The sequence below is a fragment of the Ancylobacter sp. WKF20 genome (genome assembly GCF_029760895.1).
In the GTDB taxonomy this organism is placed as follows: Bacteria; Pseudomonadota; Alphaproteobacteria; order Rhizobiales; family Xanthobacteraceae; genus Ancylobacter.
Genome location: NZ_CP121679.1, coordinates 2,137,722 through 2,162,188 on the forward strand (window position 1 = coordinate 2,137,722; position 24,467 = coordinate 2,162,188).

The 24,467-nt window shown below is 69.2% G+C and carries 19 protein-coding genes; 8 read left to right on the forward strand and 11 right to left on the reverse strand.

Annotated features, from left to right (window positions below):
* Positions 1 to 2: 2 nt before the first annotated feature.
* Together AncyloWKF20_RS10005 and AncyloWKF20_RS10010 are read right to left on the reverse strand one after the other, a co-directional pair.
* Complete coding sequence (locus AncyloWKF20_RS10005; protein ID WP_279317695.1) at positions 3 to 1,496, reverse strand: carboxypeptidase M32; 1,494 nt, start codon at positions 1,494 to 1,496, stop codon at positions 3 to 5.
* A gap of 71 nt (positions 1,497 to 1,567) precedes the next feature.
* Positions 1,568 to 2,443 carry a LysR substrate-binding domain-containing protein gene (locus AncyloWKF20_RS10010; RefSeq protein WP_279317696.1) on the reverse strand — a complete coding sequence of 292 codons (876 nt, stop codon included), beginning with the start codon at positions 2,441 to 2,443 and terminating at the stop codon, positions 1,568 to 1,570.
* A gap of 124 nt (positions 2,444 to 2,567) precedes the next feature.
* Here AncyloWKF20_RS10010 and AncyloWKF20_RS10015 point away from each other — a divergent pair, with 124 nt between their 5' ends.
* Positions 2,568 to 3,581 carry a zinc-binding alcohol dehydrogenase family protein gene (locus AncyloWKF20_RS10015; RefSeq protein ID WP_279317697.1) on the forward strand — a complete coding sequence of 338 codons (1,014 nt, stop codon included), beginning with the start codon at positions 2,568 to 2,570 and terminating at the stop codon, positions 3,579 to 3,581.
* Between the two features lie 24 nt (positions 3,582 to 3,605).
* On the opposite strand, the gene AncyloWKF20_RS10020 is transcribed toward AncyloWKF20_RS10015, so the two are convergent.
* Positions 3,606 to 4,649 carry an HPP family protein gene (locus AncyloWKF20_RS10020; RefSeq protein ID WP_279317698.1) on the reverse strand — a complete coding sequence of 348 codons (1,044 nt, stop codon included), beginning with the start codon at positions 4,647 to 4,649 and terminating at the stop codon, positions 3,606 to 3,608.
* 45 nt (positions 4,650 to 4,694) lie between these two features.
* On the reverse strand, positions 4,695 to 5,201 hold the full coding sequence (locus tag AncyloWKF20_RS10025; RefSeq protein WP_279317699.1) for an Rrf2 family transcriptional regulator: 507 nt from the start codon (positions 5,199 to 5,201) through the stop codon (positions 4,695 to 4,697).
* Positions 5,202 to 5,273: 72 nt separating this feature from the next.
* Here AncyloWKF20_RS10025 and AncyloWKF20_RS21360 point away from each other — a divergent pair, with 72 nt between their 5' ends.
* Together AncyloWKF20_RS21360 and AncyloWKF20_RS10040 are read left to right on the forward strand one after the other, a co-directional pair.
* Positions 5,274 to 6,587, forward strand: coding sequence for a PAS domain S-box protein (locus tag AncyloWKF20_RS21360; RefSeq protein WP_347710390.1), 1,314 nt, complete (start codon positions 5,274 to 5,276; stop codon positions 6,585 to 6,587).
* A gap of 90 nt (positions 6,588 to 6,677) precedes the next feature.
* The gene (locus AncyloWKF20_RS10040; RefSeq protein WP_279317700.1) at positions 6,678 to 8,081 is read left to right on the forward strand and encodes an FAD-containing oxidoreductase; all 1,404 of its coding nucleotides are present in this window, start codon (positions 6,678 to 6,680) and stop codon (positions 8,079 to 8,081) included.
* Positions 8,082 to 8,101: 20 nt separating this feature from the next.
* On the opposite strand, the gene AncyloWKF20_RS10045 is transcribed toward AncyloWKF20_RS10040, so the two are convergent.
* Positions 8,102 to 9,706, reverse strand: a complete 1,605-nt coding sequence (locus AncyloWKF20_RS10045) for a gamma-glutamyltransferase family protein (protein ID WP_279317701.1) — start codon at positions 9,704 to 9,706, stop codon at positions 8,102 to 8,104.
* Between the two features lie 223 nt (positions 9,707 to 9,929).
* On the opposite strand from AncyloWKF20_RS10045, the gene AncyloWKF20_RS10050 reads away from it, so the two are divergent.
* Positions 9,930 to 11,258: an FAD-binding oxidoreductase gene (locus AncyloWKF20_RS10050; RefSeq protein ID WP_279317702.1), complete on the forward strand. Its 1,329-nt coding sequence runs from the start codon at positions 9,930 to 9,932 to the stop codon at positions 11,256 to 11,258.
* Between the two features lie 39 nt (positions 11,259 to 11,297).
* Positions 11,298 to 12,593, forward strand: a complete 1,296-nt coding sequence (locus AncyloWKF20_RS10055; RefSeq protein WP_279317703.1) for an FAD-binding oxidoreductase — start codon at positions 11,298 to 11,300, stop codon at positions 12,591 to 12,593.
* 80 nt (positions 12,594 to 12,673) lie between these two features.
* On the opposite strand, the gene AncyloWKF20_RS10060 is transcribed toward AncyloWKF20_RS10055, so the two are convergent.
* The 5 genes from AncyloWKF20_RS10060 to AncyloWKF20_RS10080 all read right to left on the reverse strand — a co-directional run bounded on the left by AncyloWKF20_RS10060 (position 12,674) and on the right by AncyloWKF20_RS10080 (position 18,680).
* The gene (locus AncyloWKF20_RS10060) at positions 12,674 to 13,501 is read right to left on the reverse strand and encodes an ABC transporter permease (protein WP_279317704.1); all 828 of its coding nucleotides are present in this window, start codon (positions 13,499 to 13,501) and stop codon (positions 12,674 to 12,676) included.
* Between the two features lie 5 nt (positions 13,502 to 13,506).
* On the reverse strand, positions 13,507 to 14,763 hold the full coding sequence (locus AncyloWKF20_RS10065) for an ABC transporter permease (protein ID WP_279317705.1): 1,257 nt from the start codon (positions 14,761 to 14,763) through the stop codon (positions 13,507 to 13,509).
* 194 nt (positions 14,764 to 14,957) lie between these two features.
* Positions 14,958 to 15,983, reverse strand: coding sequence for an ABC transporter substrate-binding protein (locus AncyloWKF20_RS10070; protein WP_279317933.1), 1,026 nt, complete (start codon positions 15,981 to 15,983; stop codon positions 14,958 to 14,960).
* 75 nt (positions 15,984 to 16,058) lie between these two features.
* Complete coding sequence (locus tag AncyloWKF20_RS10075) at positions 16,059 to 17,162, reverse strand: ABC transporter ATP-binding protein (protein WP_279317706.1); 1,104 nt, start codon at positions 17,160 to 17,162, stop codon at positions 16,059 to 16,061.
* Between the two features lie 552 nt (positions 17,163 to 17,714).
* Positions 17,715 to 18,680 (reverse strand): LysR family transcriptional regulator, encoded by a 966-nt coding sequence (locus tag AncyloWKF20_RS10080; protein WP_279317707.1) that lies wholly within the window; start codon positions 18,678 to 18,680, stop codon positions 17,715 to 17,717.
* A 114-nt stretch (positions 18,681 to 18,794) separates the two neighbouring features.
* Between AncyloWKF20_RS10080 and AncyloWKF20_RS10085 the strand changes: the two genes are divergently transcribed.
* Together AncyloWKF20_RS10085 and AncyloWKF20_RS10090 are read left to right on the forward strand one after the other, a co-directional pair.
* On the forward strand, positions 18,795 to 19,505 hold the full coding sequence (locus AncyloWKF20_RS10085) for an HAD-IA family hydrolase (protein WP_279317708.1): 711 nt from the start codon (positions 18,795 to 18,797) through the stop codon (positions 19,503 to 19,505).
* Positions 19,505 to 21,217 carry a GMC family oxidoreductase N-terminal domain-containing protein gene (locus tag AncyloWKF20_RS10090; RefSeq protein WP_279317709.1) on the forward strand — a complete coding sequence of 571 codons (1,713 nt, stop codon included), beginning with the start codon at positions 19,505 to 19,507 and terminating at the stop codon, positions 21,215 to 21,217. The genes AncyloWKF20_RS10085 and AncyloWKF20_RS10090 overlap by 1 nt, the downstream gene beginning before the upstream one ends.
* Here the strand turns inward: AncyloWKF20_RS10090 and AncyloWKF20_RS10095 are convergent, their stop codons facing one another.
* Positions 21,218 to 22,336: a YihY/virulence factor BrkB family protein gene (locus tag AncyloWKF20_RS10095; RefSeq protein ID WP_279317710.1), complete on the reverse strand. Its 1,119-nt coding sequence runs from the start codon at positions 22,334 to 22,336 to the stop codon at positions 21,218 to 21,220. It abuts the gene before it with no gap.
* 414 nt (positions 22,337 to 22,750) lie between these two features.
* Here AncyloWKF20_RS10095 and kdpA point away from each other — a divergent pair, with 414 nt between their 5' ends.
* The gene (gene kdpA / locus AncyloWKF20_RS10100) at positions 22,751 to 24,460 is read left to right on the forward strand and encodes a potassium-transporting ATPase subunit KdpA (RefSeq protein WP_279317711.1); all 1,710 of its coding nucleotides are present in this window, start codon (positions 22,751 to 22,753) and stop codon (positions 24,458 to 24,460) included.
* Positions 24,461 to 24,467: the final 7 nt, after the last annotated feature.

Sequence of the window (24,467 nt, forward strand, 5' to 3'; positions counted from 1 at the left end):
CGTCACGCCCGATCGAGATAGCGCCGGGCGAGATGCGCCTTGAACACGCCGGCGTCGAGCGGGCGGCCGGTGGCGCGGGTGAGCAGTTCATCCGTCGAATAGAGCGAACCCTGGCTATGGACATGGGTGCGCAGCCAGCCGACCAGCGGGGTGAAATCGCCGCGCCCGATCCCCGGCAGCACATCCGGCTCGGCCCGGCAGGCCGCGTCGAACAGTTGCGCCGCCGTCATCGCGCCCAGCGTATAGGTCGGGAAATAACCCCAGCCTCCGCTCGGCCAGTGAATGTCCTGCAGGCAGCCGAGCCGGTCATTGGGCGGCACGATGCCGAGCAGGTCGCGCATCCCCGCATTCCAGGCGAGCGGCAGGTCGCTGAGCGGCAGGTCGCCGGCGATCATCGCCTTTTCCAGCCGGTAGCGCAGGATCACATGGGCGGGATAGGTCACCTCGTCGGCATCGACGCGGATGAAGCCGCGCTCGACCCGCGTGTAGCGCCGCCACAGGCCTTCCGCCTCCCAGCCCGGCCCCGACCCGCCAAAGGCCTCGCGCATCAGCGGCGCGGCGAAGTCGAGGAAGGCGCGCGAGCGGCAGGCCTGCATCTCCATGATGAGCGACTGGCTCTCATGCACGCTCATGCCGCGCGCCGCCCCGACCGGCTGGCTCATATAGGCGGCGGGCCGGCCCTGCTCATAGAGCGCGTGGCCGGTCTCGTGGATCACCCCCATCAGCGCCTTGCTGAAATCCGCCTCGTCATAGCGGGTGGTGATGCGCACATCATTATCCGCCCCGCCGCAGAACGGGTGAGCGGAGATATCCAGCCGTCCCCGATCGAAATCATAGCCGAGCGCCGCCATGATCTTGAGGCCGAGCTGGCGCTGCGCCTCCACCGCGAACGGCCCTTCCGGCAGCGGCGGTTCCGGCCGGCGCGCCTGCGCGGTGAGCGCCTCCTCGGTAAAGCCCGGAAGAAACGCCGCCAGATCGTCGAACAGCGCGTCGATCTGCGCGGAGCGACCGCCGGGCTCATAATCGTTCAGCAGCGCATCATAGACCGAAAGGCCGAGCTTCTCGCCCTTGGCGACACCCGCCTCGCGCTGCAGCCGCAGCACCTCCTCCATCAGCGGCAGCAAGGCGGGAAAGTTAGAATCGGCGCGCGCCTGCCGCCACGCCATCTCGCAGGCGGAAATCGCCCGGCTGGTGGCGGCGACGAGATCGGCCGGCAGCGCGGTCTGGATGGTCCAGCTGCGGCGGATCTCGCGCAGATTGGCCCGCTCCCAGTCGCCGAGATCGCCTTGGGCCTCCGCCGCGCCGAGCCAGTCGCCAATGCGCGGATCGACCGCCATCTCATGCGCCATGACCCGCAACAGCGCCATGCTGTCGGCCCGCGAGGCGGCGGCGCCCTTCGGCATCATCGCGTCGCTGTCCCATTGCAGGATGCCGATGGCGTTGGAGAGGGCGGACAGGCGGCCGAAATGATCGGCGATCTCAGCATAGGCGCTCATGCGGGCGGCTCCGGGCGGGACTGATGCCTCTTCCTTCCCGCAGTTGCGGCGCCGGTCAATGGAATTGCGACTTACGCCGCCCGCGCGCCCCGCGTCGCCGCCAGGCTGTCGGTGAGAAAATCCACCAGCGGGCGGATGAATTCGCCCGCCGCGCGCTCCTCGCCGAGCAGCACGATCTCCGTCACCGGCAGCGCCGGCCAGTGCTCGGGCGGGGTGAGCACCTTGAGGTCCGGCCCGGCGAAGGAACGGCCGAGCACGGTCACGCCCAGCCCGCCCGCCACGGCCGCGCGGATGCCGGTGAGGCTGGAGGCGGTGCAGGCGGCGAACCAGTCGCGCCGCACCTTGGCCAGCGCCTCGATCATCACCTCGCGATAGGTGCAGGGCGGCGGCAGCAGCACGAGCGGCGTCGGGCGCGAGAGGTCCGGCTCGTACTCGCTGGCGGCGAGCCACACCAGCGGCTCGCGCCAGATCACCCGGCCCCGCGTCGCCCCCTCCCCCCGCTTGGCGATCACCGCGTCGAGCCCCCCGCTCTCATGGGCGGCGAGCAGGTCGCAGCTCAGCCCGGTGCGCAGTTCCAGATGCAGGCCGGGATAGAGCCGCTGGAAGCGCGCCAGTATGCCCGGCAGCAGCGCCGGCATGAAATCCTCGGCGACGCCGAGCCGGAGATTGCCGACCTTCGGCTCCAGCAGCGTACGCACGGCGACATCGTTCATCTCGATCATGCGCCGCGCCACCGCGAGCAGGCGCTCGCCATCCAGCGTCAGGGTGAGCGAGCGGCTGTTGCGCTCGAAGACGCGCCGCCCGATCAGCTCCTCCAGCCGGATCACCTTCTGGCTCACCGCCGATTGCGAACGCCCGACCACATCGGCCGCCGCGGTGAAGCCGCCGGTCTCGGCCACGGCGACGAAGGCGCGCAGCAGATCGAGCTCAAGGTCGGGGTAGCGCATGGCCTTCCATTCGATTTTCCGCTAGGTCGAATTAAAACTATGCGCTGGCCTTCTTGAAGGCAAGCCCGCATCCTCCCCGCCGATCCCCCTTCCGCGCCGCTCTGGCGCCAACGAGGTTTGCCCCATGAAGGCCATCGGCTTCACCGCCCCGCACCCGATCGACGCGCCCGAGGCGCTGCTCGATCTCGATCTGCCCACCCCCACGCTGCGCCCGCGCGACCTGCTGGTCCGCGTCGAGGGCGTCTCGGTCAATCCGGTGGATGTGAAGGTGCGCGCCAGCGCCACCCCGCCGGCCGGCGAGGCCCGCGTGCTCGGCTTCGACGCGGTGGGCGTCGTCGAGGCGGTCGGGCCGGAGGTGTCGCTGTTCAAGCCGGGCGACGCGGTGTTCTACGCTGGCGCCATCGACCGGCCAGGCAGCAATGCCGAGCTTCAGGCGGTGGATGAGCGCATTGTCGGCCGCCGCCCGGCGAGCCTCACCACGGCCGAGGCCGCCGCCTTGCCGCTCACCGCCATCACCGCCTGGGAACTGCTGTTCGACCGGCTGCGCGTGCCCTATGGGGTGAAGGCGCCGGGCGGCGCGCTGCTTGTGGTCAATGGCGCGGGTGGCGTTGGCTCCATCCTCATCCAGCTCGCCCGCAAGCTCACCGGCCTCACCGTGATCGCCACCGCCTCCCGGCCGGAAACCATCGCCTGGGTGGAGACGATGGGCGCGCATCACGTCATCGACCATCGCCAGCCACTGGACGAGGAACTGCACCGCATCGGTATCCCTGAGGTGCAGTATGTCGCCGGCCTCACCGGCACCGAGCAGCATCTGCCCGCCATCATCAGCGCGCTGGCGCCGCAGGGCGCGCTGGCGCTGATCGACGACCCGAAGGTGCTCGACATCGCGCCGATGAAGCGCAAGAGCCTGTCGGTGCATTGGGAGCTGATGTTCACCCGCCCGCTCTTCACCACGGACGACATGATCCGCCAGCATCACCTGCTGAACGAGGTGGCGGACCTCGTGGATGCCGGCGTGCTGCGCACCACGCTGAAAGAAGACCTCGGCCCGATCAACGCCGGCAATCTGCGCCGCGCCCACCGTCTGGTGGAAAGCGGGCGCAGCATCGGCAAGGCGGTGCTCACCGGCTTCTGAGCGTGAAGGCGCGCGGGCGCGCCGTCACTTCAGCCCGCGCGCCAGCACGGCGAGCCAGTCCGCCTCGGTGATGACGCCGATCGGCCGGCGGTCGGTATCGACCACGAAGACGGCATGCACCCGGTCCTGCGCGAAGCGCCGGAGCAGGTCCATGGCCGGCGAGTCGGGCGCGGCCGCTGCCGCCGGCGAGGCCGCCGTGACGACGACGCCCTGCGCCCCCACGAGTTCCGGCAGGCCGATGGCGCCGGCGAGGCGCCCGGCATCGTCGACCACGGCGAGCCGGCGCACGTCGCGCGCGACCAGCAGGCGGCGCGCTTCCTCGACCGACGCGAAGACCGGCACGGTGATCACCGGCTCGGTCATCAATTCGCGGCAGGTGATCGCGTGATAGGCCCGCGCCAGCGCGCGCCGCTCCACCGCCCGCAGCACGGTTTCAAGATCGCCCGGCGAGATGTCATAGGTCTCGCCGATCTCGGCCAGCGTCGCGTCCATGTCGGCGCGGCTGAAGGCGAAGGGCGCGGGAGCCAGGGGCGCGGCGGCCGGCGCCGGCGCGACATGCGGGAAGGCATGGCCGGACACGCGGTGATAGAGATAGGCGCTGGCGACGAGGATCGCCGCGTTCAGCCCCACCGGCACGAGCGGGAAGAAATAGCTCGACGATGCCCCGGCGAAGAGACCCACCAGCGCCGCCGCCCCGCCGGGTGGGTGCAGGCAGCGCAGGATCGACATCAGCGCGATCGCCCCGCCGACCGCCAGTCCCGCCGACAGGGCCGAGAGCGGCAGCACATGGGCGATGGCGACGCCGACCAGCGCCGAGATCACATTGCCACCAATCACCGGCCAGGGCTGCGCCATCGGGCTCGCCGGCACGGCAAAGAGCAGCACCGCCGAGGCGCCCATGGGCGGCACGATCCAGATCAGCTCCGGCGTATGGCGCGCCGCCACCGCGCTGATCAGCGCGGTCAGCGCGATGCCGGCCAGCGCGCCGAGGGCGGCGAACAGCCGGTCGCGCAGCGTGGCGCCGGCGAGGATGGGACGAAAGAGCTTCAGGCGCGCAAAGGCGGACAAGGGGTCCACTCCAGATGATGGGCAAGGATGGGTGGAAGGCCCGGCTCAGCCCGTGGGCACGGGGACAAGCGGGGTGTCGCAGCCGCCCCGGTGCTGACCGTCCGGTGGAGCGTCAGGCGGGATTTGCGGGAGGCCGAGCGAGCGGATGATGGCGGCAAAGCCCTCGCCCCGGCTCATCACATCGGCCAGCGTGTAGCGGTCGAACACGGCGAGGAAGGCCCCGAGCGCCTCGTCCAGCACCGAGGCGAGCGCGCAGCGCCCGCCGAGCCGGCAGTTCGGGCAGTCGACGAGCGTGAAGTCTTCCTCGGTGTGGCGCAGCAGCGCGCCCATATTGACGGTCTCCGCCGGCTTGGCGAGCCGGAAGCCCCCGCGCCGCCCGCGCGCGGCGGTGATGAAGCCGGCGCGGCCGAGATCGTTCATCACCTTCATCAGATGGTTCTGCGAGATGCCGTAGGCGCCCGCGATCTCCGCCACGGAGCACGGCCTCTCGCCGCACGCGGCGAGATAGACCATGACGCGCATGGCGAAGTCCGAATAGCGGGTCAGGCGCATGGCCGGGCTGGAACTCGTTCAGCGGCGAAATAGATGTATAGAATATACATGATTTGCGAGGGAGGCCAGTCAATGACCGAGAATGAGCCGCGCACCGAGGGTAACGGAGAGGCTGGCACCGCCTTGCGCCGCTTCACCCTCGTCAGCAAGAACCCGGAAAGCGCGATCATCACCTCCTTCAATCTGCGACCGGCCGACGGGGTTCCCCCGGCCCCGCATAGCGCCGGCCAGCACCTCACCCTATTCGCCGACATTCCCGGCAAGGGGCGGGTGAAGCGCAACTATTCCATTTCCGCCGCGCCCAATGGCGAGACCTACCGGATTTCGGTGAAGCGCGAGGCGGAGGGTCTGGTGTCGCGCTGGCTGCATGATGAGGCGCCCATCGGCACGCCGCTGCTCATCGCCCCGCCATCGGGCAGCTTCGTGCTGCCGGAAAGCGATGAGCGCCCCGTCGTGCTGCTCAGCGCCGGGGTCGGGCTCACGCCCATGGTGGCGATGCTGGAAACCGCCGTCACCGACCGTCCGAACCTCGCCGTCCATTTCATCCATTGCGCGCAGAACGGCACCGTCCACGCCTTCCGCGACCCTGTGCGCGCGCTCGTCGCGCGGCGTCCGAACCTCTCCTCCACCCTCGTCTATTCGCGCCCCGAGCCGGGCGACGAGATCGGACGCGACTATGACGAGGCCGGCCCGCTGACGCTGGACCGTCTCGCCGCCCTCGCCCCGCTGGATGAGGCCGAGATCTATGTCTGCGGCCCGCTGCGCTTTCTGCGCGCCTTCGTGCCCGGCCTGGCCGCGCGCGGGGTGCCCATGGAGCGCCTGCATTACGAGTTCTTCGGCGGGGTGGAGGATCTGTTCGGCGATCCGCCTGCCGAGGCGCCGACAGCCGGCACGGCGGCGCCCGTCCCCGCCTATACCGCCCGCGCCGCTGCCGGCTTCACGCGGGAGACCATCGGCGCGACCCTCATCGACAGCGCGGCGGACGCCATCATCGCCAGCGACCGCGCGGGCGACATCGTGCTGTGGAATGCCGGGGCGGCGCGCATCTTCGGCTTCACGGAGGCCGAGGCGCTCGGCCAGTCGCTGGACATCATCATCCCCGAGCCGTTCCGAGCCCGGCACTGGGAGGGCTATCACGAGACCGTCGCCTCCGGGGAGAGCCGCTACGGCGCCGGCGACATGCTCGCCGTGCCCGGCCTGCACAAGGACGGACGGCGCCTCTCGCTCGAATTCACCATCGCGCTGATGAAGCAGGAGGGCCGCGTCACCGGCATGGTGGCGAGCCTGCGCGATGTCACCGCCCGCTTCGAGGAGACCAAGGCGCTGAAGAAGAAACTCGCCGCCGCCGAAGAGGCCGCGAAGGCGGGAGCCTCCCCGCCCGCCTGAAGCGCGGCACCTTTCGGCGCGGTGGGAATTGACGAGACGGCCCCTCCCCGCCGGTGCAGGGTGGCGACACCCCCGAGGAGACGCCCCACCATGGCCATCGCCCCCCAGACCTTCGATGACAGTACCTTCGATGCCATCATCATCGGTGCCGGCCAGGCCGGCCCCTCGCTCGCCGGCCGCCTCACCGGCGCGGGGATGAAGGTCGCGGTGATCGAGCGCCAGCATTTCGGCGGCACCTGCGTGAACACCGGCTGCAAGCCGACCAAGACCATGGTGGCGAGCGCCTATGCCGCCCGCATGGCGCAGCGCGCCGCCGAGTTCGGCGTGGTGCTCGCCGCCCCGCCCGGCATTGACATGACGATCGTGCAGGCCCGCGCCGGCAAGATCATCGCCGATGGCCGCTCCGGCATCGAGAGCTGGCTGCTCGGCATGAAGGGCTGCACCGTGATCCGCGGCCATGCCCGCTTCACCGGCCCGCACGAGGTGAGCGTGGACGGCGCGACGCTGACAGCGCCCCGCATCTTCATCAATGTCGGCGGCCGCGCCAGCGTGCCGGACCTGCCGGGCCTCGCCGACGTGCCCTACCTCACCAACACCGACATGGTGGAGATGGCGGCGCTGCCGGAGCATCTGGTCATCATAGGCGGCTCCTATATCGGGCTGGAATTCGCCCAGATGTTCGCCCGCTTCGGCGCGCGCGTCACTGTCATCGAGAAGAGCCCGCGCCTCATCGCCCGCGAGGATGAGGATGTCTCGGCGACGGTGCGGGAGATCCTGGAGGCCGAGGGCATCGAGGTCCACGCCGGCGCCGAGATCAGCGAGGTGGCGCGCGAGGGCACAGGCATCGCCGTGCAGCTCGCGACGCCGGGCGGGCGTGAGACCGTCACCGGCTCGCACCTGCTGCTCGCCATCGGCCGGCGGCCGAACACCGATGATCTCGGCCTCAACGCCGCCGGCATCGCCACCGATGCGCGCGGCTACATCACGGTGGACGATCACCTTCAGACCAGCGTGCCCGGCGTCTATGCGCTGGGCGACTGCAACGGGCGCGGCGCCTTCACCCACACCGCCTATAACGACTTCGAGATCGTCGCCGCCAATCTGCTGGACGGGCAGGACTGGAAGGTGAGCGAGCGCCTGCCGGGCTACGCGCTCTATATCGACCCGCCGCTTGGCCGCGTCGGCATGACCGAGACGGAGGCCCGCACGACCGGCCGTCCGCTGATGACCGCCAAGCGGCCGATGACGCGGGTCGGCCGCGCGGTCGAAAAGGCCGAGACACAGGGCTTCATGAAGGTGGTGGCGGATGCGCAGACAGGCCGCATCCTCGGCGCGGCGATCCTCGGCACGGGCGGGGACGAGGCGATCCACGGCCTGCTCGACGCGATGAACGCCGATCTGCCGGCGCGCTTCTTCCAGCGCGCCGTGCCCATTCACCCCACTGTCTCCGAGCTCATCCCCACGCTGCTGGCGGATCTGCGCCCGGAAGTCTGAAACCGCCGACTGAGACGCGCTCAGAAGCCGAGCGCGCAGCCATCCTTGCGGGGGTCGGAGCCGGCCATCAGGAAGCCGGTGGCGGGATCGCGGACGATGATCTGCCCGCCGCCAATGCCTTCCACCGCGAGCTTCACCGTGTGGCCGCGCGAAGCGAGGTCGACGCGGACCTCCTCCGGCACGACGGGTTCCACCTCGAGCGTGCCGTCAAAGCCGAAGGAGCGCGGCGCGTCGATCGCGCTCTGCGGGTCGAGCCCCCGGTCGAACAGGCCCGACAGCAGCGCCGCCTGCCCGGCGGACTGGTAGTGCCCGCCCATCACCCCGAACACGCCAACCGCCTCGCCATTCCGGCGCAGTAGGCCGGGGATGATGGTGTGCAGCGGGCGCTTGCCCGGCGCGATGGCGTTCGGGTGCCCCTCGATCAGCCGGAACGAGGCGCCGCGCGAATGCAGCAGCACGCCGGTCTGCGGGTCGATCCGGGTCGAGCCATAGGCGTGGAAGATCGAGTTGATGAAGGACACCATGTTGCCGTCGCGGTCGACCGCGCAGACATAGACCGTGTCCTTGTGCTCGGGCTCGTCCCACAGCGCCGGCGGGCGGGCGCGGGCGATGTCGATCTGCGCGGCGAGGCGCTTGGCCGTCTCCTTCGACAGCAGCTCCGCCACCGGCACGGTCATGGCGGCGGGGTCGGCCAGCAGCGCGTCGCGGTTGTGATAGGCGATCTTGGTCGCCTCGGCATGGAGGTGGATGCGGTCGGCCAGCGACACATCCGGGCCGAGGTCGAACTCGGCGAGGATGTTCATCAAGAGCAGCGCGAACAGCCCCTGCCCGTTCGGCGGGCATTCCTCGACCGTATAGCCCCGGAACTCGGTGGAGATCGGCGTGGTGTAGAACGCGCCGTCCTTCATCGCCGCGAAATCGTCGAGCGTGTGCAGCCCGCCGAGGCTCTGGAGATAAGCCACCAGCGATTCGGCCACCTTGCCCTCATAGAAGGCGCTCGCGCCATGGGCGGCGATTTCGCGCAGGCGCTGGCCGAGCAGCGGCTGGGCGTGCCGGTCGCCCGCCGCATAGGGGGCGCCGTCCTTCAGGAAGGCGGCGCTGGCATTGGGATCCTGCGCCAGCAGCGCGGCCTCGTCCGCCCAGTCGAAGGCGACGCGCTGGGTCACCGGGTAGCCGGTCTCGGCATAGTCGATGGCGCGGGCGAAAAGCTGGTCGAGCGGCAGCCGGCCATAATCGGCGTGCAGCTTCATCCAGGCTGAGATGGCGCCGGGCACGGTGATGGCATGGGCGCTGGTGCGGGGAATTTCGGTGGTGAGCCCGGCCGCCTTCAGCGCGGCGACGCTCGCGGCCATCGGCGCGCGCCCGCTGCCGTTCATCGCGACGGTCGGCTTGCCGGCGGGGGCGTAGAGCACGAAGCAGTCGCCGCCAATGCCGGTCATCGCCGGCTCGACCACGCACTGCGCCGCCACCGCCGCCAGCGCGGCATCCATGGCGGTGCCGCCCGCCTGCAGGATCTCCAGCCCCGCCGCGGTCGCGAGCGGATGCGAGGTGGCAATTGCAGCGTCGCGCGCGAACAGGGTCGGGCGCGCGGGGCCGAAAAATTCCGGGCGGCGGGTCGAGATCACGGGAGATGTCCTGCTCGGGCTGAGGGTCACGGGCGTACCCGCAGGTACGGTGCCCCTCTCTAGCACGATCCGGGCAAGGCGGCTGTGGCGGCGGCGCATCGGGTCGGCGGCGACACGCCGCAGCGTCGAAAGTCTGAGGGGGGAGTGGCACCGCTTTTGCTGGCTTTCTCGGCCCGGCGGGCCTCCAATGCGCCCGCCCCTTCACAGTTGAGTCCCCCGTCCCATGGGCCCCCAGGTCGTCCCCGTCGCTTCCGATCCCGTCGTCCCCACCACCGCCGATGTCGTCATTGTCGGCGGCGGCATTATCGGCACCACCAGCGCGCTCTATCTCGCCGAACGCGGCCTCAAGGTCGTGCTGTGCGAGAAGGGCCACATTGCCGGCGAGCAATCGAGCCGCAACTGGGGCTGGTGCCGCCAGGCCAAGCGCGACCCGCGCGAATTCGAACTGATCCGCGAGGCGCTGCGCCTCTGGCGCGGCATGGACGAACATATCGGCGCGCCGACCGGCTTCACCACCACCGGCATTCTGTTCGCCGCCAATGACGCCAAGAAGGAAGCTTCCTTCGAGAGCTGGGTGCGCGAGGCCGCGCCCGCCGGCATCACGGCGCAGATGCTCACGGCCGCCGAGATCGCCCGCGTCATGCCCGGCGACACGGCCCCGCCCAAGGCGGCGCTGTGGTGCGATTCGGACGGGCGCGCCGAGCCGCAAAAGGCCGCCCCCGCCATTGCCGAGGCGGCGCGCCGCAAGGGCGCGGTGATCCTCACCGATTGCGCGGTGCGCGGCATCGAGACCGGCGGCGGCCGGGTCATCGCCGCCATCACCGAGCGCGGGCGCATCGTCACCTCGAACATCGTGGTGGCCGGCGGCGCCTGGACGCGGCGCATCCTCAAGGATGTCGGCATCGACCTGCCGCAGCTCAAGGTGCGCGCCAGCGTGATGCGCACCTCGCCCGTGCCGGGCGGCCCGGTTCCGGCGCTGTGGGACCACGACTTTGCCATGCGCCGGCGTGAGGATGGCGGCTACACCATCGCCAATGGCCATGTGAATGTCGTTCCCATCGTGCCGGACAGCTTCCGCTTCTGCCTGGATTTCCTGCCGGCGCTGCAGATGGAATTCGCCTCGCTGCGCCTGCGCCTCGATTCACGCTTCCTCACCGAATGGAGCGAGGCGGGCGCGCGCCCCTTCGACCAGCCCTCGGTCTATGAGGCCGCGCGCGTGCTCGATCCGGCGCCCGACGAGGGCTATCTCAATCAGGCCTTCGCCGCGCTCAAGCGCCGCTTCCCGATGTTCGGCGAGGCGCGCATGGTGCAGAGCTGGGCCGGCTTCATCGACGCCACGCCCGATGCCGTGCCGGTCATCTCGCCGGCCGAGGGCGTCAGCGGCCTCGTCGTCGCCACCGGCTTTTCCGGCCATGGCTTCGGCATCGGGCCGGGTGCCGGCCATCTCGTGGCGGACATCGTCACCGACATGGCGCCGATCGCCGATCCGCGCCCCTACCGGCTGTCGCGCTTCTTCGACGGCTCGCGCCCGCGTCCCATGGCGGGGCTCTGACCCCGCCTTTTCTGCCTGACCGCACCGGAGACCCCCGCCGTGGCACAGACCATTGCCCGCCGCCCCCTGCCGCGCTCGCTCTATGCGAAGACCGCGATCCCCGCGCCGGAAACCACGGCGCTCCCCGGCGACGTCACCGCGAAGGTGGCGATCGTCGGCGCCGGCTTCACCGGCCTCTCCGCCGCGCTGCACCTCGCGGAAGCGGGCGTGGAGACGGTGGTGCTCGACGCCAGCGCCATTGGCTGGGGCGCCTCCGGCCGCAATGGCGGGCAGGTCAATCCCGGCCTCAAATGGGAGCCGGAGGACCTCATCGGCACGTTCGGCGCCGATCTCGGCGGGCGAATGGTGAAGCTCGGCGACGAGGCGCCGCAGCTGGTCTTCGACCTCATCGCCAAGCACGGCATCGACTGCGCGCCGCAGCGCGGCGGCACGCTGCGCGCGGCAATCTCCGAAACCGCGGCCACCGGCATCCGCGACTTCCAGCGGCAATGGAGCGCGCGCGGGGCCGATGTCGTCCTCGCCGACGCCAAGGAAATGGCGGCGCTCACCGGCACCGGCGCCTATCGGCTCGGCGCGCATGACCGGCGCGGCGGGCAGGTGAACCCGCTCGGCTATGTGCGTGGCCTCGCCGGCGCGGCGCTGAAGGCCGGCGCGCGCATCTTCACCGACACGCCGGCCGTGAAGCTCACGCGCGGGACGGGCGGCTGGGAAATCGCCACGCCGAATGGCACGGTGCGGGCCGAGCGCGTCATCCTCGCCACCAATGGCTATAGCGACGATCTCTGGCCGGGGCTGCGCCGCTCGGTGGTGCCGGTGTTCTCCTCGATCACCGCCACCGAACCGCTGCCGGCGCAGGTGCGCGCGCCGATCATGCCGAACGGCGTGGTGCTCTACGAGATGTCCTCATCCTATGTCTATTACCGCCTCGACGATGCCGGCCGCTTCGTGATGGGCGGGCGCAGCGTGCTGCGCGAGGCGAGCGCGCCGGTGGACTATACCGCGCTGGTCGATCACGCGACGCGGCTGTTCCCGGTGCTCCGGGCGTTCGAGTGGACGCACCGCTGGAACGGGCAGGTCGCCGTGACCTGGGATCACCTGCCGCATCTGCATGAGCCCGAGGCCGGGCTGCATATCGGCCTCGGCTATAATGGCCGCGGCGTCGCCATGGCGACCGCGACGGGCCGGATGCTGGCGCGGCGCGCGGCCGGCGGCGGGCCGGAGACGCTCGATCTGCCGGTCACCCGCATCCGCCCCATCCTCGGCCACGCCGCCTGGCCGCTCGCGGTCAAGACGCGCCTGAAATGGGACCGCCTGCGCGAGACCTTCGCGCACTGATCCGCGCGCGCTGAACCTCGCCAAAGAAAAAGCCCCGGAACGCAGCTGCGCTCCGGGGCTTTTTGGTGGAAGCGGAAAGATCAGGCCGGCGTGCCGCGCAGGCGCTCGGAGCGGCGGCGCAGCAGTTCCAGCGTCATCATCAGGAGCGCGGCGAAGACGACGAGGAAGGTCGCCGCTGCGGTGATGGTCGGCGAGATCTGCTCGCGGATGCCGGAGAACATCTGGCGCGGCAAGGTGCGCTGGTCCGGGCTCGACAGGAACAGCGCCACCACCACCTCATCCCAGGAGGTGACGAAGGCGAACAGCGCGCCCGAGGTCACGCCCGGCGCGATCAGCGGCAGGGTCACGGTGCGAAACGCGGTCCAGGGCGAGGCGCCGAGCGAGGCGGCGGCGCGGGTGAGCGAGCGGTCGAAGCCGGTCAGCGTCGCCGTCACCGTGATGACGACGAAGGGCGTGCCGAGAATGGCATGGGCGAGGATCAGCCCGAGATAGGTGTTGTTCAGCCCCACCGCCGCGAAGCCGAAGAACATCGCCACCGCCACGATCACCACCGGCACGATCATCGGCGAGATCAGGATCGACAGGATCAGCCCGGCGAAGGGCACGTTGCCGCGCGACAGGCCGAGCGCGGCGAGCGTGCCGAGGCCGGTGGCGATCAGCGTCGAGAAGAAGGCGACGAAGGCGCTGTTATAGAGCGCCACCCGCCAGCGCTCGTTGAAGAAGAAGTCCTCATACCAGCGCAGACTCAGCCCCGGCAGCGGGTAGGTGAACCATGGCTCGCTCGAGAAGGAGAGCGGCATGATGACGAGGATCGGCCCGACCAGGAACAGGAAGACCAGCGTGCAGTACACGGCGAAGATCAGGTAGGACAGCTTCTCGCGCGGGGTGGCGTAGGCGGGTGCAAGCATGTCGGTCAGCCCAGTTTCACCTTGTCGATGCCCACCACGCGGTTGAACACCGCATAGAGCACCAGCGTGATCATCAGGAGGATGGCGCCGAGAGCCGAGGCCTGGCCCCAGTTCATTTCCTTGTTGGTGTAGAGCGCCACGAAATAGCTCACCATCTGGTCCTGTGGCCCGCCGACCAGCGCCGGGGTGATGTAGTAGCCGAGCGAGAGGATGAAGGTGAGCAGGCAGCCGGCCCCGACGCCGGGCAGGGTCTGCGGCATGTAGACCGAGACGAAGGCGGTGAGCGGACCGGCGCCAAGCGAGCGCGCGGCGCGCAGATGCGAGGCGGGGATCGACTTCATCACCGAATAGATCGGCAGGATGGTGAAGGGCAGCTGGATGTGCGTCATCGCCAGCACGGTGCCGAAGCGGTTGAAGATGAGCTGCACCCGCTCCGTGGTGATGTTGAGCGCCAGCAGGAAGTCGTTCAGCACGCCATTGCTCTGCAGGAGCACGATCCACGCCGTGGTGCGCACCAGGATCGAGGTGGTGAAGGGCAGCAGCACCAGGATCATCAGCATATTGGCATGCTTGGGCGGCAGGATCGCCAGGAGGTGCGCCACCGGATAGCCCAGCACCAGAGTGGCCAGCGTCACCATGAAGCTGATCCAGATGGTGCGGTAGAAGATGTCGAGGAAGATCGACTGGTCGGCGAAGTTGCGCGTCACGGCGCCGCTCGCGTCCTGCCGCAGGTCGACCGAGGTGAGCAGGTAATAGGGCGTGAAGGTCGCCCCCGCGCGCTTCATGATCGCCCAGAACTCGACCGAGCCCCATTCCGCGTCATTGGCGAGGAACTTCTCTTTCCACGGTCCGCCGCCGCCGGCGTCGATCAGCCGGCCGGCCTTGAGGAAGCGCGAGCGCGCGCCCGGCACCTCGTAATTGATGCGCTTGCCGACGAGCGCGGTGGTGCGGTCCTTCTGGGTCTGGGTGAGGTCGTCAGCGAAGGCGGCGAACACATCCTCGCCCGGCGTCGCCTGCCCGTCCCAGCCCTGCAGGGACAGCATGGTCTTGGGAAGCGCCTCGCGCACTTCGGTGTTCTCGACCGCGCGGACCAGCATCAGGCCGATGGGCAGCGCGAAAACCGCCAGCACGAAGAGCAGAAGCGGCGCGACCAGCGAGAAGGAGCGGGCCCGGTTCAGGCGCTCGGCGCGTCTCAGCTTGGTCTTGAGCGAGGTGCGGTCGACGCCGGTCACGGCGCCGCCTTCCAGGGCGGCTACAGCCATTCGATACTTCCCCTCGGCTGGTGTCGGCCGGCTCTGGCGGGCGTGTGCCGCACTCGTCCGGGTCGATCGGTTCGTTCGGCCGGGGCGCCGCGAAGCTCCCGGCCGGCGTTCTCATCCCCCGTGCAGCGGGGGCCGGCACCGGCACGGCAGGAGGGCGGTTGCTCCTCCTGCCGGCCCGGTTCAGGCGCGTGGGGTCACTGAGCAACCCAGGTGTTGAAGCGCTTCAGCAGCTCTTCCTTGTTGTCACCCCAGAAGACCGGGTCGTTGGCGAGCGCGGTCTTGGAGTTCTCCGGCGCGGTCGGCAGATCCTTCAGGATGTCCGGCGCGATCTTCGGCGTGGCGGCGAGCAGCGCCGGGCCATAGGAGATGTACTTGGTCTGCTCGGCCTGGGCTTCCGGGCTCGAGGCGAACTCGATGAACTTGTAGACCGCGTCGAGGTCCTTCACGCCCTTCGGGATCGCCCAGAGGTCGTAGTCCATCAGCTGGCCGTCCCAGACGATCTTGAAGTTCTTCTTGTCGACCTTGTTGGCGTTGAAGATACGGCCGTTCCAGGCGGTCGCCATCACGACTTCACCCGAGGCGAGCAGCTGCGGCGGCTGGGCGCCGGCCTCCCACCACACGATGTCCTTCTTGATGGTGTCGAGCTTCTTGAACGCCTTGTCGACGCCTTCCTTGGTCTTCAGCGTGGCGTAGACCTTGTCGGCCGGCACGCCTTCGGCCATCAGCGCGAATTCGAGGTTGCCGAAGGGGGTCTTCTGCAGCGCGCGCTTGCCCGGCCACTTCTTGGTGTCGAACAGGTCGCCAATGGTCTTCGGGCCATCCTTGATCTTGTCCGCGTCATACGCGTAGATCGTCGAGTAGATGATCGTCGGGATGCCGCACTCGAAGGTGGAGCCCTTCACGAAGGCTTCCTTGCCACCGAACTTCGAATAGTCGATCGGCGTCAGGAAGCCCTCGTCGCAGCCCTGCTGCGCGGTCGCGGCGTCGACGTCGATGGCATCCCAGGTGGTGTTGCCGGATTCGACCATGGCGCGGATGCGGGCCGCCTCGCCATTGTACTCTTCCTGGGTGATCTTCACGCCGGTCTTGGCGGTGAAGGGCTTGTAATAGGCCTCTTCCTGGCTCTTCTGGTAGGCGCCGCCCCAGGAGGTGATGGTCAGGCTGTCGGCCGCGAAGGCGGCGCCGCAGCTCGCGGAAAGCGCGAGCGCGGACAGGGTCATCATCAACGACTTCATCTGCATGGACATTCCCTTTGGGTCGGTTGTTGGCAAACGGGTGATCGGCAGAAAGCAGGGTCAGGCCGCGTCGAGGGCGCGGCAGTCCTGCGCGCGCCAGCCGAGCGGTATGCGGGAGCCGATGTCGAGCACCGGCCGGTCCTCGACATTGCTGACCTTGACGACGACCTCGGCGCCGCTGTCGAGACGGCAGCGCACGCGGACATGGTCGCCGAGATAGATGATCTCGGCGATTTCAGCCTCGAAGCGGTTGTCGACCACACCCTCGGCGGGGGCGATCTTCACCCGCTCGGGGCGAATGGAGAGCAGGCATTTATCGCCGACGCCGGCGGCGGTAGTCAGCGTCGCGGTGACCGTGTCGCCATTGCCCAGCACCACCGTGCAGACATCGCCGCTGGCGGCCTCGATGCGGCCCGGCAGGCGATTATTCTCGCCGATGAACTGCGCCACGAAGGAGTTGGACGGGCTTTCATAAAGCTCGGAGGGCGGGGCGACCTGCTGGATGATGCCGGCATTGAACACCGCCACCCGGTCGGACATGGTCAGCGCCTCGCTCTGGTCGTGCGTGACATAGACCACGGTGATGCCGAGCCGCTCATGCAGATGGCGGATCTCCATCTGCATATGCTCGCGCAGCTGCTTGTCGAGCGCGCCGAGCGGCTCGTCCATCAGCACCAGCTTCGGCTCGAAGACGAGCGCGCGGGCAAGCGCGACGCGCTGCTGCTGGCCGCCGGAGAGCTGGCCGGGCATGCGGCTGGCGAAGGCGCCCAGTTCCACCATGCCCAGCGCCTTGGCCACGCGCTCGGCGATCTCGGCCTTGGGCAGGCCGCGCACCTTGAGCGGGTAGCCAACATTCTGCGCCACGCTCATATGGGGGAAGAGGGCATAGTTCTGGAAGACCATGCCGATGTCGCGCTTTTCCGGGGGAAGCGCGTCGATGCGGTTGCCATCGAGAATGATGTCGCCGGAGGTCGGCGTCTCGAAGCCGGCCAGCATCATCAGCGTGGTGGTCTTGCCCGAGCCGGAGGGCCCGAGAAGGGTCAGGAATTCCCCGCGCCGGATGCGCAGGCTGAGATCCTTAACGACAAGAACCTCACCGTCATAGGTCTTCTGAACGCCGGCAAATTCGACAAAGCTATCGTTGGCACTCACGGGAAGCCTCATGGATGCTCCTCAGCACTGGCGGGGGAGGATTGGCCGCTCCTCCCGGGCACGTTTGTCAGGCGTTCATGTGTTTCCACCCGCCGGAGCGAGCCCCCTGTCTTCCGCAAGCACCGTGCCAACCGCCCTCATGGGCCGCCGGATGCCCTACTTGAGCACCCCATCGGCAAAAAAGATAGATGTATTTCAATAGGTTATGGAAGGTTCGCCGTCATGACGGCATGGGCCGGCATTGCGTGCCCATGGGGCCTCGCTCGGGTCGGCTTCCTCCCTGTTGTCCGATGGTATGGCACACCGGACAGCGCCTGTTGCTGAAGAACTAGGCGCGCTTATTTTTAGGCCTCCAACCCTGCGCCACGCTGCGTCATGACACGATCCGCGTCACTTGCCGGGGCGGCGGGGGCCGGGAGAGCCAGCTGCATGCTAGGGGGTTGGCGCGCCCGCGTGCAGGTGGAAGCCGTCAACTCCGTTGTCTTAAAGCGACGTTCGCCCAAGCGAGTGGCGCGAAACCGCGCATGTGATGATTTTCGGGGCGATCCCGGCCCCGTGGCGGGTTTACATTGTGTTGCGAAGCAGCGCGTCGAGACCCAGCCCCGGATGGTGTCCGGCCACCGCGTCGATATCCGCCCGCAGCCGCCGGGTGATCCAGTCCCGCAGATCCGCCACGATGGGGCGCAGCGGCTTGTCGCGCAGCCGCATGAACTGACACTGGCGCCCCGTGGCGCTGGCGCGGCCGCCAAAAGGTATCAATGCACCATTGCGTAGCCCGTGACCGACCACATTCAGCCAGCCGAGCGCCACCCCCTGCCCCAGCATCGCCGCCTGCACGACGATTCCATAGTCGTCGAGGTCCATCGTCTCGGGCGGCGGGTCCAACGCCTCGGGCGGCAGCAGATGCGACCAGTCCGGCTCGGCCTCGCTCAACCGGATTACCCTGATCGTCCGCCTGACTGCACTGACACTCCGCCCGTTTTCCACCCCCACTTCCGCATAGGAAGGGCTGCACACCGGCAGCACGATCTCCGGCATGATGTAGCTCAGCTCATGGCGGGCATCGGCCCGGTCGACGAAGCGCATGCCGAGATCGACATCATGCACCGGTCCGCCCAGCGCCGACATGATGAGCTGGAAGCGCAGCTCGAGCTTGGGAAAATCCCTTTTGAGTTCAGCCATATGCGGCATCATCCAGTGCGTGGTGAAGCCGGTGGAGACCGACAGCGTCACCGTCTCGATGCCGATCCGCCGGTCCTCGATCTCCTGCAACGCCCGCTCAATGCCGGAAAAGCCGCGCCCCACCGCCTCATGCAGGATGCGCCCGGGCTCGGTCAGCGCCACCCCGCCGGGCAGCCGGTCGAACAGCGGGAAGCCGATATGCTCCTCCAGCCGCCCGACCATGCGACTGACCGCCGCCGGCGTCACATTCAGCTCCTCCGCCGCCCGCGCGAAGTTCCCGCAGCGGGCGGCCGCCTCGAAAGTGAAAAAGCCGTTCATCGACGGCAACATCAGGCGGATCTTACGCATTTACATGGTGTAACGCCTGCCCAAGCTTTTTTCAATTGAAGCAGGACGCCCCCGCTGCTCTGCTGGCCGCCATCGAAGCCCGGCGCTGCTGCGCCCTACCGACCGGAGTTCTCCGTGAAACTCACCGATTTCAAGGTCATGACGTTCGATGTCGTCGGCACGCTGATCGACTTCGAGACCGGCGTTCTGAATGCCATGCGCACGCTCGGTGGCCCGAAGGCGGAAGCGGCCACGGATGACGAGATCTTCGGGCCCTACACCCGCGGGCGGGACGCTTTCCACGGCCGCTCCTCCTTCGCCATGAAGGATGTCTACCTCTATGTCGCCAATGAGTGCGGCTTCAATAATGACGAGACGACCGCCGAAGCGTTCCAGCTCGCTGTGTTCCGCTGGCCGGCCTTCGCGGACTCGGTCGAGGCGCTGAAGCGCCTGCGCCGCAACTACCGGCTGGTCGCCATGACCAACACCGACCGCACCGTCTTCTCCGCCTATTCCGCCACCCTCGGCAACCCGTTCCACGACAGCGTGACCTGCGACGAGGCCGGCTGCGCCAAGCCTGACCCGCGCTTCTTCTCCTATAATCTCGGCCGCCAGTCGGCCTTCGGCTATCGGCAGGACGAGATCCTGCATGTCGCGCAGAGCCAGCATCATGACATCGGCGTCGCCCGCGCGGAGGGCTACACCGTGTGCTGGATCGAGCGGCGGCAGGGGCTCGTCGGCTATGGCGGGACGCCCGCGCCGAAGAGCTTCACCACGCCGGACCTGCACCTGTCCTCGCTGAAGCAGCTCGCCGACGCGGTCGACGCCGAACGCGCGGGCGCCTGATGCCCGCCGCCGCCCCGGTCTCCCTCGCCTGCCACACGCTGATTTTAGGCGGCGGCAGCGCCGGCTGCGTGCTGGCGGCGCGGCTGTCGGAGGAACCGGGCCGGCAGGTCATCCTCATCGAGGCCGGGCGCGACATCACCCGCGCCGATATCCCCGCAGACATCGCCGGGCGCTATCCCGGCCGCGCCTATCTCGACACGTCGAACATCTGGTCCCGCCTCAACGCGCTGATGGGCGCCGGCAACGCCCCGCGCGAGCCCCGGCGCTACGAGCAGGCGCGCCTGCTCGGCGGCGGCTCGGCGATCAACGCGCTGATGGCCAACCGCGGCGCGCCGGACGATTATGACGAATGGGAGCGTCTGGGCGCCGAAGGCTGGGGCTGGCGCGACTGCCTGCCGGTGTTCCGCGCCATGGAGGCGGACCGCGACTTTTCCGGCCCGCTGCACGGCACGGACGGGCCGATCATCGTGCGCCGCATCGGCGACGGCGCGCTCTCGCCCTTCGTCCGGCGAGTGATGGAAACGCTGGAGGCGCGCGGCCACCCGATCCAGCTCGACCAGAACGGCGAATGGCTCGACGGCACCTATCGCGGCACGGTGGCGGTGGACGATGAAGGCCGCCGCCAGCCGACCTCGCTGGCCTATCTCACGGCCGAGGTCCGCGCGCGCCCCAATCTGCGCGTCATCACCGGCCATCAGGCCCACCACCTGCTCATGGCAGGGCGCCGCGTCACCGGCGCGGTGGTCGATGGCCCGGCGGGGCCCGTCACCATCACCGCCGGCGATGTGGTCGTGTCGGCCGGCGCCATCCATTCGCCGGCGCTGCTGCTGCGCTCCGGCATCGGCCCGGCGGAGGAACTGCAGGCGCTCGGTATCGGCGTGGTGGCGGACCGGCCGGGTGTCGGGCGCAACCTGATGGAGCACCCCTCCATCGCGGTTGCCACCTGGCTGCCGCCGGCCTTTCGCGAGCGCAACGGCGCCGAGCATCATGAACAGGCGATCTGGCGCTACACCTCGGACCTTCCCGAGGCCCCGCCGGGCGACATGCACGCCGCCATCCTCTCGCGCGCCGGCTGGCACAGCGTCGGGCGGCGCACGGGCTGCCTGTTCTTCTGGGTGAACAAGAGTTTTTCGCGCGGCAGCGTGCGTCTGGCCGGGGCCGATCCGGCGCGGGAGCCGCTGGTGGATTTCCGCATGCTCAGCGACGCGCGCGATCTCCAGCGGCTGTGCGACGCGCTGCGCCGGGGGGCGCAGGCCCTGCTCGACCCTGCGCTCAATGGGGCGCGCGATGTCGTCTTCCCGGCGAGCTACACGCCCCGCGTGGCGAAGATCGCCGTGCCCGGCCGGTGGAACGCACTCCAGCGCGGCACTCTCGCGGCGCTGCTCGACGCCGCCGGCCCCTTACGCGCGGCACTGATCCATGCGGTCGTCACCGAAGGCATCACCATCGCCGACCTGCTTAATGACGCGGGCGCGCTGACCGATTTCGTGCGCCGCAATGTCGGTGGCACCTGGCACCCGAGCGGCACCTGCCGCATGGGGCGGGCGGAGGATCCCGCCGCCGTCACCACCGCGCAAGGACGGGTGATCGGCGTTGCTGGCTTGCGCGTGGCGGATGCCTCGCTCATGCCGGCCATTCCGCGCGCCAACACCAACATGCCGACCATCATGATCGCCGAGCGCATCGCCGGCTTCATGCGGGCGGGCGGCTGATCAGGCCGGCGATTCCCCGACCGTGTCGGCCATGGTCGCGCCGCGCAGGCCCAGCGGCAGCGGCGCGCCGGTGGTGCTGTCGCGCGCCGTCTGGTGCTCGGCCTCGGCGTTGATCTGCGCGCCCACCAGCACGACGATGACGGAGATCCACACCCAGATCATGAAGGCCATGATCGCGCCCAGCGAGCCATAGGTCTCGTTGAAATCGGTAAGGTTCGCCGCGTACCAGGAGAACAGCATGGAGCCGGCGATCCAGGCGCTGGCCGCGAACACGCTGCCGACGCTGAGCCATTGCCAGCGCGGGCGCTCGCGGCTCGGCGCGTAGCGGTAGATCAGCGCCAGCCCGATGCTGACCGCGACGAACAGCAGCGGCCAACGGCCCCAGCGGATCAGCAATTCGCCGGGCAGTCCCGGCAGCATGGCGAGCGCCAGCGGCAGCACCACCACCGCGCCCATGGCGAGCAGCATCAGCGCCAGCGCGCCGGAGGTGAAGAGCAACGAGACGGCATTCAGCCGGATGAAACTGCGCTTCTCGCTCTCGCCATAGACAATGTTGAGCGCATCAAAGAGCGCCTTCATTCCGGCATTGGAGCTCCACAGCGCGACAACGAGGCTGAGCGCGAAGGCAAAGCCAAGCGTGCGGTTGCTGCCGGTGACGATGCGCTCGATCTGGTCGCTGATGATCTCCACCGCCGCCCCCGGCAGCACGCCCCGCCACTGGTCGAGTTCGCGGATCACCGCCACCGGCTCGGCATAAAGGCCGAACAGCGAGATGAAGGCGGCGAGCGCGGGAAACAGCGCCAGCATGGTGTAGAAGGTCACCCCACCGGCCACCGCCATCACGCGGTCCTCGCTGAACCCGGCATAGACGCGCCAGAACACATCGCGCCAGGCGCGGGCCGGCAGCTCCGCCGGGCTGTCAGCGAAGCGACCGCGGCCATCATGCAGCGAAGCGGCAAGCGGGACGGTGGGCCGCGAAGCGGGCAGCGAGCCGGGCTCCTGCCCTTCCCGGCGCAGGGGCACCGGCCAGCGGGCGACCAGCGCCGCGCCCAGCACGAAGGCGGCTCCCGCGAGCAGCACATCCCCGCCACCCGCGCGCATCCGCGTCCACCGTCCCATGATCCCTCCCCCACCCGCTACCTGTGCAGGGGATAAGCCCGAAAGCGCCGAAGGGTTGCGCAGCACCGCATCGACCGAAGGGCGAACACGCGACGGTAAGGCGCGGCCGGCGGCCTTTATGCCTTCCTTATGGCGGGCGGCCGCATTCCGGATCGAACGCTTATCCGACCCCGCCTAGATGAGAGACCGGCCCAACCAGGAACCTGGAACATGCTGGATTTCATCTACCTCGCCATCGCCCTCGGCTTCTTCCTGCTGATGGCCGCCTATGCCCGCTACACCGCGCGAGGCTAGGCCATGCTCGATCTTCTTCTGGGCGCCACGGTCGCCCTCGCCCTCGCCGTCTATCTCGTGCTCGCGCTGCTGCAGCCCGAGAAGTTCTGACGCGCCCTCCCTCCCTGAAAGCCCTTCGCCATGACCGCTCTCGGCTGGCTCCAGATAGCCATCATCCTCGCGCTCGTCCTCATCGCCGCCGTGCCGCTCGGCGCCTATATGGCGCGGCTTTACGCCGGTGAGCGCACCCTGCTCTCGCCCGTCCTCGGCCCGGTCGAGCGCGGCCTTTACCGCTTCGCCGGCGTCGACCCCAAGGCCGAGCAGAGCGCGCTGGGCTACACGCTCGCCATGCTCGCCTTCAACGCGGCGGGCGTCGCCCTGCTCTACGCGCTGCTGCGCCTTCAGGGCCTGCTGCCGCTGAACCCGCTGGGCTTCGGCGCGCTCTCGCCCGACCTCGCCTTCAACACGGCGGTGAGCTTCGTCACCAACACCAACTGGCAGTCCTATGCCGGCGAGACCACGATGAGCCTGTTCAGCCAGATGGCCGGGCTCACCGTGCAGAACTTCCTCTCCGCCGCCACGGGCCTGGCGCTCGCCGTCGCGCTGGTGCGGGCCTTCGCCCGCTCGAACGCGCCCGGCGTCGGCAATTTCTTCGTCGATATGACGCGCTCGGTGCTCTACATCCTGCTGCCGCTCGCCATCATCACCGGCCTCGCGCAGGTGGCGATGGGCGTGCCGCAGACGCTGGACGCCAGCGTCGCCGCCACCACGCTGGAAGGCGCGCAGCAGACCATCGCGGTCGGCCCCGTTGCCTCGCAAATGGCGATCAAGCAGCTCGGCACCAATGGCGGCGGCTTCTTCAATGTGAATGCCGCTCACCCCTTCGAGAACCCGACGCCGTTCAGCAACGCGCTGGAAATCTGGCAGATGCTGGTGATCTCCGCCGCGCTGGTCTTCGCCTTCGGCCGTCTGGTCGGCGACCGCCGGCAGGCCCGCGCGCTCATCGGCGTGATCGCCATCATCCTCATCGCCGGCGTCGCCGTCGCCTATTGGGCGGAAGCGGCCGGCACCCCCTCGCTGGTCGCGGCGGGGCTCGACCCGGCGGGCGGCAATATGGAGGGCAAGGAGGTCCGCTTCGGCCTCGCCGCCTCCGCGCTGTTCGCCACCGTCACCACCGGCCTGTCGGACGGCGCGGTGAACGCCATGCACGGCTCCTTCACCCCGCTCGGCGGGCTGGTGCCGATGTTCATGATCCAGCTCGGCGAGATCCTGCCGGGCGGCGTCGGCTCCGGCCTCTATGGCCTGCTGGTCATGGCGATCATCGCTGTCTTCGTCGCCGGCCTGATGGTCGGGCGCACGCCGGAATATCTCGGCAAGAAGATCGAGGCGAAGGAGGTGAAGATGGCCATCCTCGCCGTGCTGATCCTGCCCACCGCCATTCTCGGCTTCTCGGCGGTCGCGGCCGTGCTGCCGGACGCGCTGGCCGGGCTCGGCAATGCCGGCCCGCACGGCCTGTCGGAAATCCTCTACGCCTACTCATCGGCGGCGGGGAATAACGGCTCGGCCTTTGGCGGCCTCTCGGCCAACTCGCCCTGGTGGAACACCACGCTGGGCCTCGCCATGCTGCTCGGGCGCTTCGCCTATATCGTGCCGATGATGGCGATCGCGGGTTCGCTCGCCGGCAAGACCCGGCTCGCCGCCTCCTCCGGCACTTTCCCGACCCATGGGCTGCTTTTCGTCGGCCTGCTCACCGGCGTCATCCTCATCCTCGGCGGTCTCCAGTTCTTCCCCGCTCTCGCCCTCGGCCCGATCGCCGAGCAGGTGCAGATGCTGGCCGGCAAGACCTTCTGAACGACCG

Excerpts from the sequence above, each read along its gene's own strand:
- AncyloWKF20_RS10065 (WP_279317705.1), bottom strand. The coding sequence starts at position 14,763 with ATGGCTGTAGCCGCCCTGGAAGGCGGCGCCGTGACCGGCGTCGACCGC.
- AncyloWKF20_RS10090 (WP_279317709.1), top strand. The coding sequence starts at position 19,505 with ATGCCCGCCGCCGCCCCGGTCTCCCTCGCCTGCCACACGCTGATTTTA.
- AncyloWKF20_RS10080 (WP_279317707.1), bottom strand. The coding sequence starts at position 18,680 with ATGCGTAAGATCCGCCTGATGTTGCCGTCGATGAACGGCTTTTTCACT.
- kdpA (WP_279317711.1), top strand. The coding sequence starts at position 22,751 with ATGACCGCTCTCGGCTGGCTCCAGATAGCCATCATCCTCGCGCTCGTC.
- AncyloWKF20_RS10005 (WP_279317695.1), bottom strand. The coding sequence starts at position 1,496 with ATGAGCGCCTATGCTGAGATCGCCGATCATTTCGGCCGCCTGTCCGCC.
- AncyloWKF20_RS10070 (WP_279317933.1), bottom strand. The coding sequence starts at position 15,983 with ATGACCCTGTCCGCGCTCGCGCTTTCCGCGAGCTGCGGCGCCGCCTTC.
- AncyloWKF20_RS10050 (WP_279317702.1), top strand. The coding sequence starts at position 9,930 with ATGGGCCCCCAGGTCGTCCCCGTCGCTTCCGATCCCGTCGTCCCCACC.
- AncyloWKF20_RS10025 (WP_279317699.1), bottom strand. The coding sequence starts at position 5,201 with ATGCGCCTGACCCGCTATTCGGACTTCGCCATGCGCGTCATGGTCTAT.
- AncyloWKF20_RS10015 (WP_279317697.1), top strand. The coding sequence starts at position 2,568 with ATGAAGGCCATCGGCTTCACCGCCCCGCACCCGATCGACGCGCCCGAG.
- AncyloWKF20_RS10010 (WP_279317696.1), bottom strand. The coding sequence starts at position 2,443 with ATGCGCTACCCCGACCTTGAGCTCGATCTGCTGCGCGCCTTCGTCGCC.
- AncyloWKF20_RS10040 (WP_279317700.1), top strand. The coding sequence starts at position 6,678 with ATGGCCATCGCCCCCCAGACCTTCGATGACAGTACCTTCGATGCCATC.
- AncyloWKF20_RS10060 (WP_279317704.1), bottom strand. The coding sequence starts at position 13,501 with ATGCTTGCACCCGCCTACGCCACCCCGCGCGAGAAGCTGTCCTACCTG.
- AncyloWKF20_RS10095 (WP_279317710.1), bottom strand. The coding sequence starts at position 22,336 with ATGGGACGGTGGACGCGGATGCGCGCGGGTGGCGGGGATGTGCTGCTC.
- AncyloWKF20_RS21360 (WP_347710390.1), top strand. The coding sequence starts at position 5,274 with ATGACCGAGAATGAGCCGCGCACCGAGGGTAACGGAGAGGCTGGCACC.
- AncyloWKF20_RS10075 (WP_279317706.1), bottom strand. The coding sequence starts at position 17,162 with ATGAGGCTTCCCGTGAGTGCCAACGATAGCTTTGTCGAATTTGCCGGC.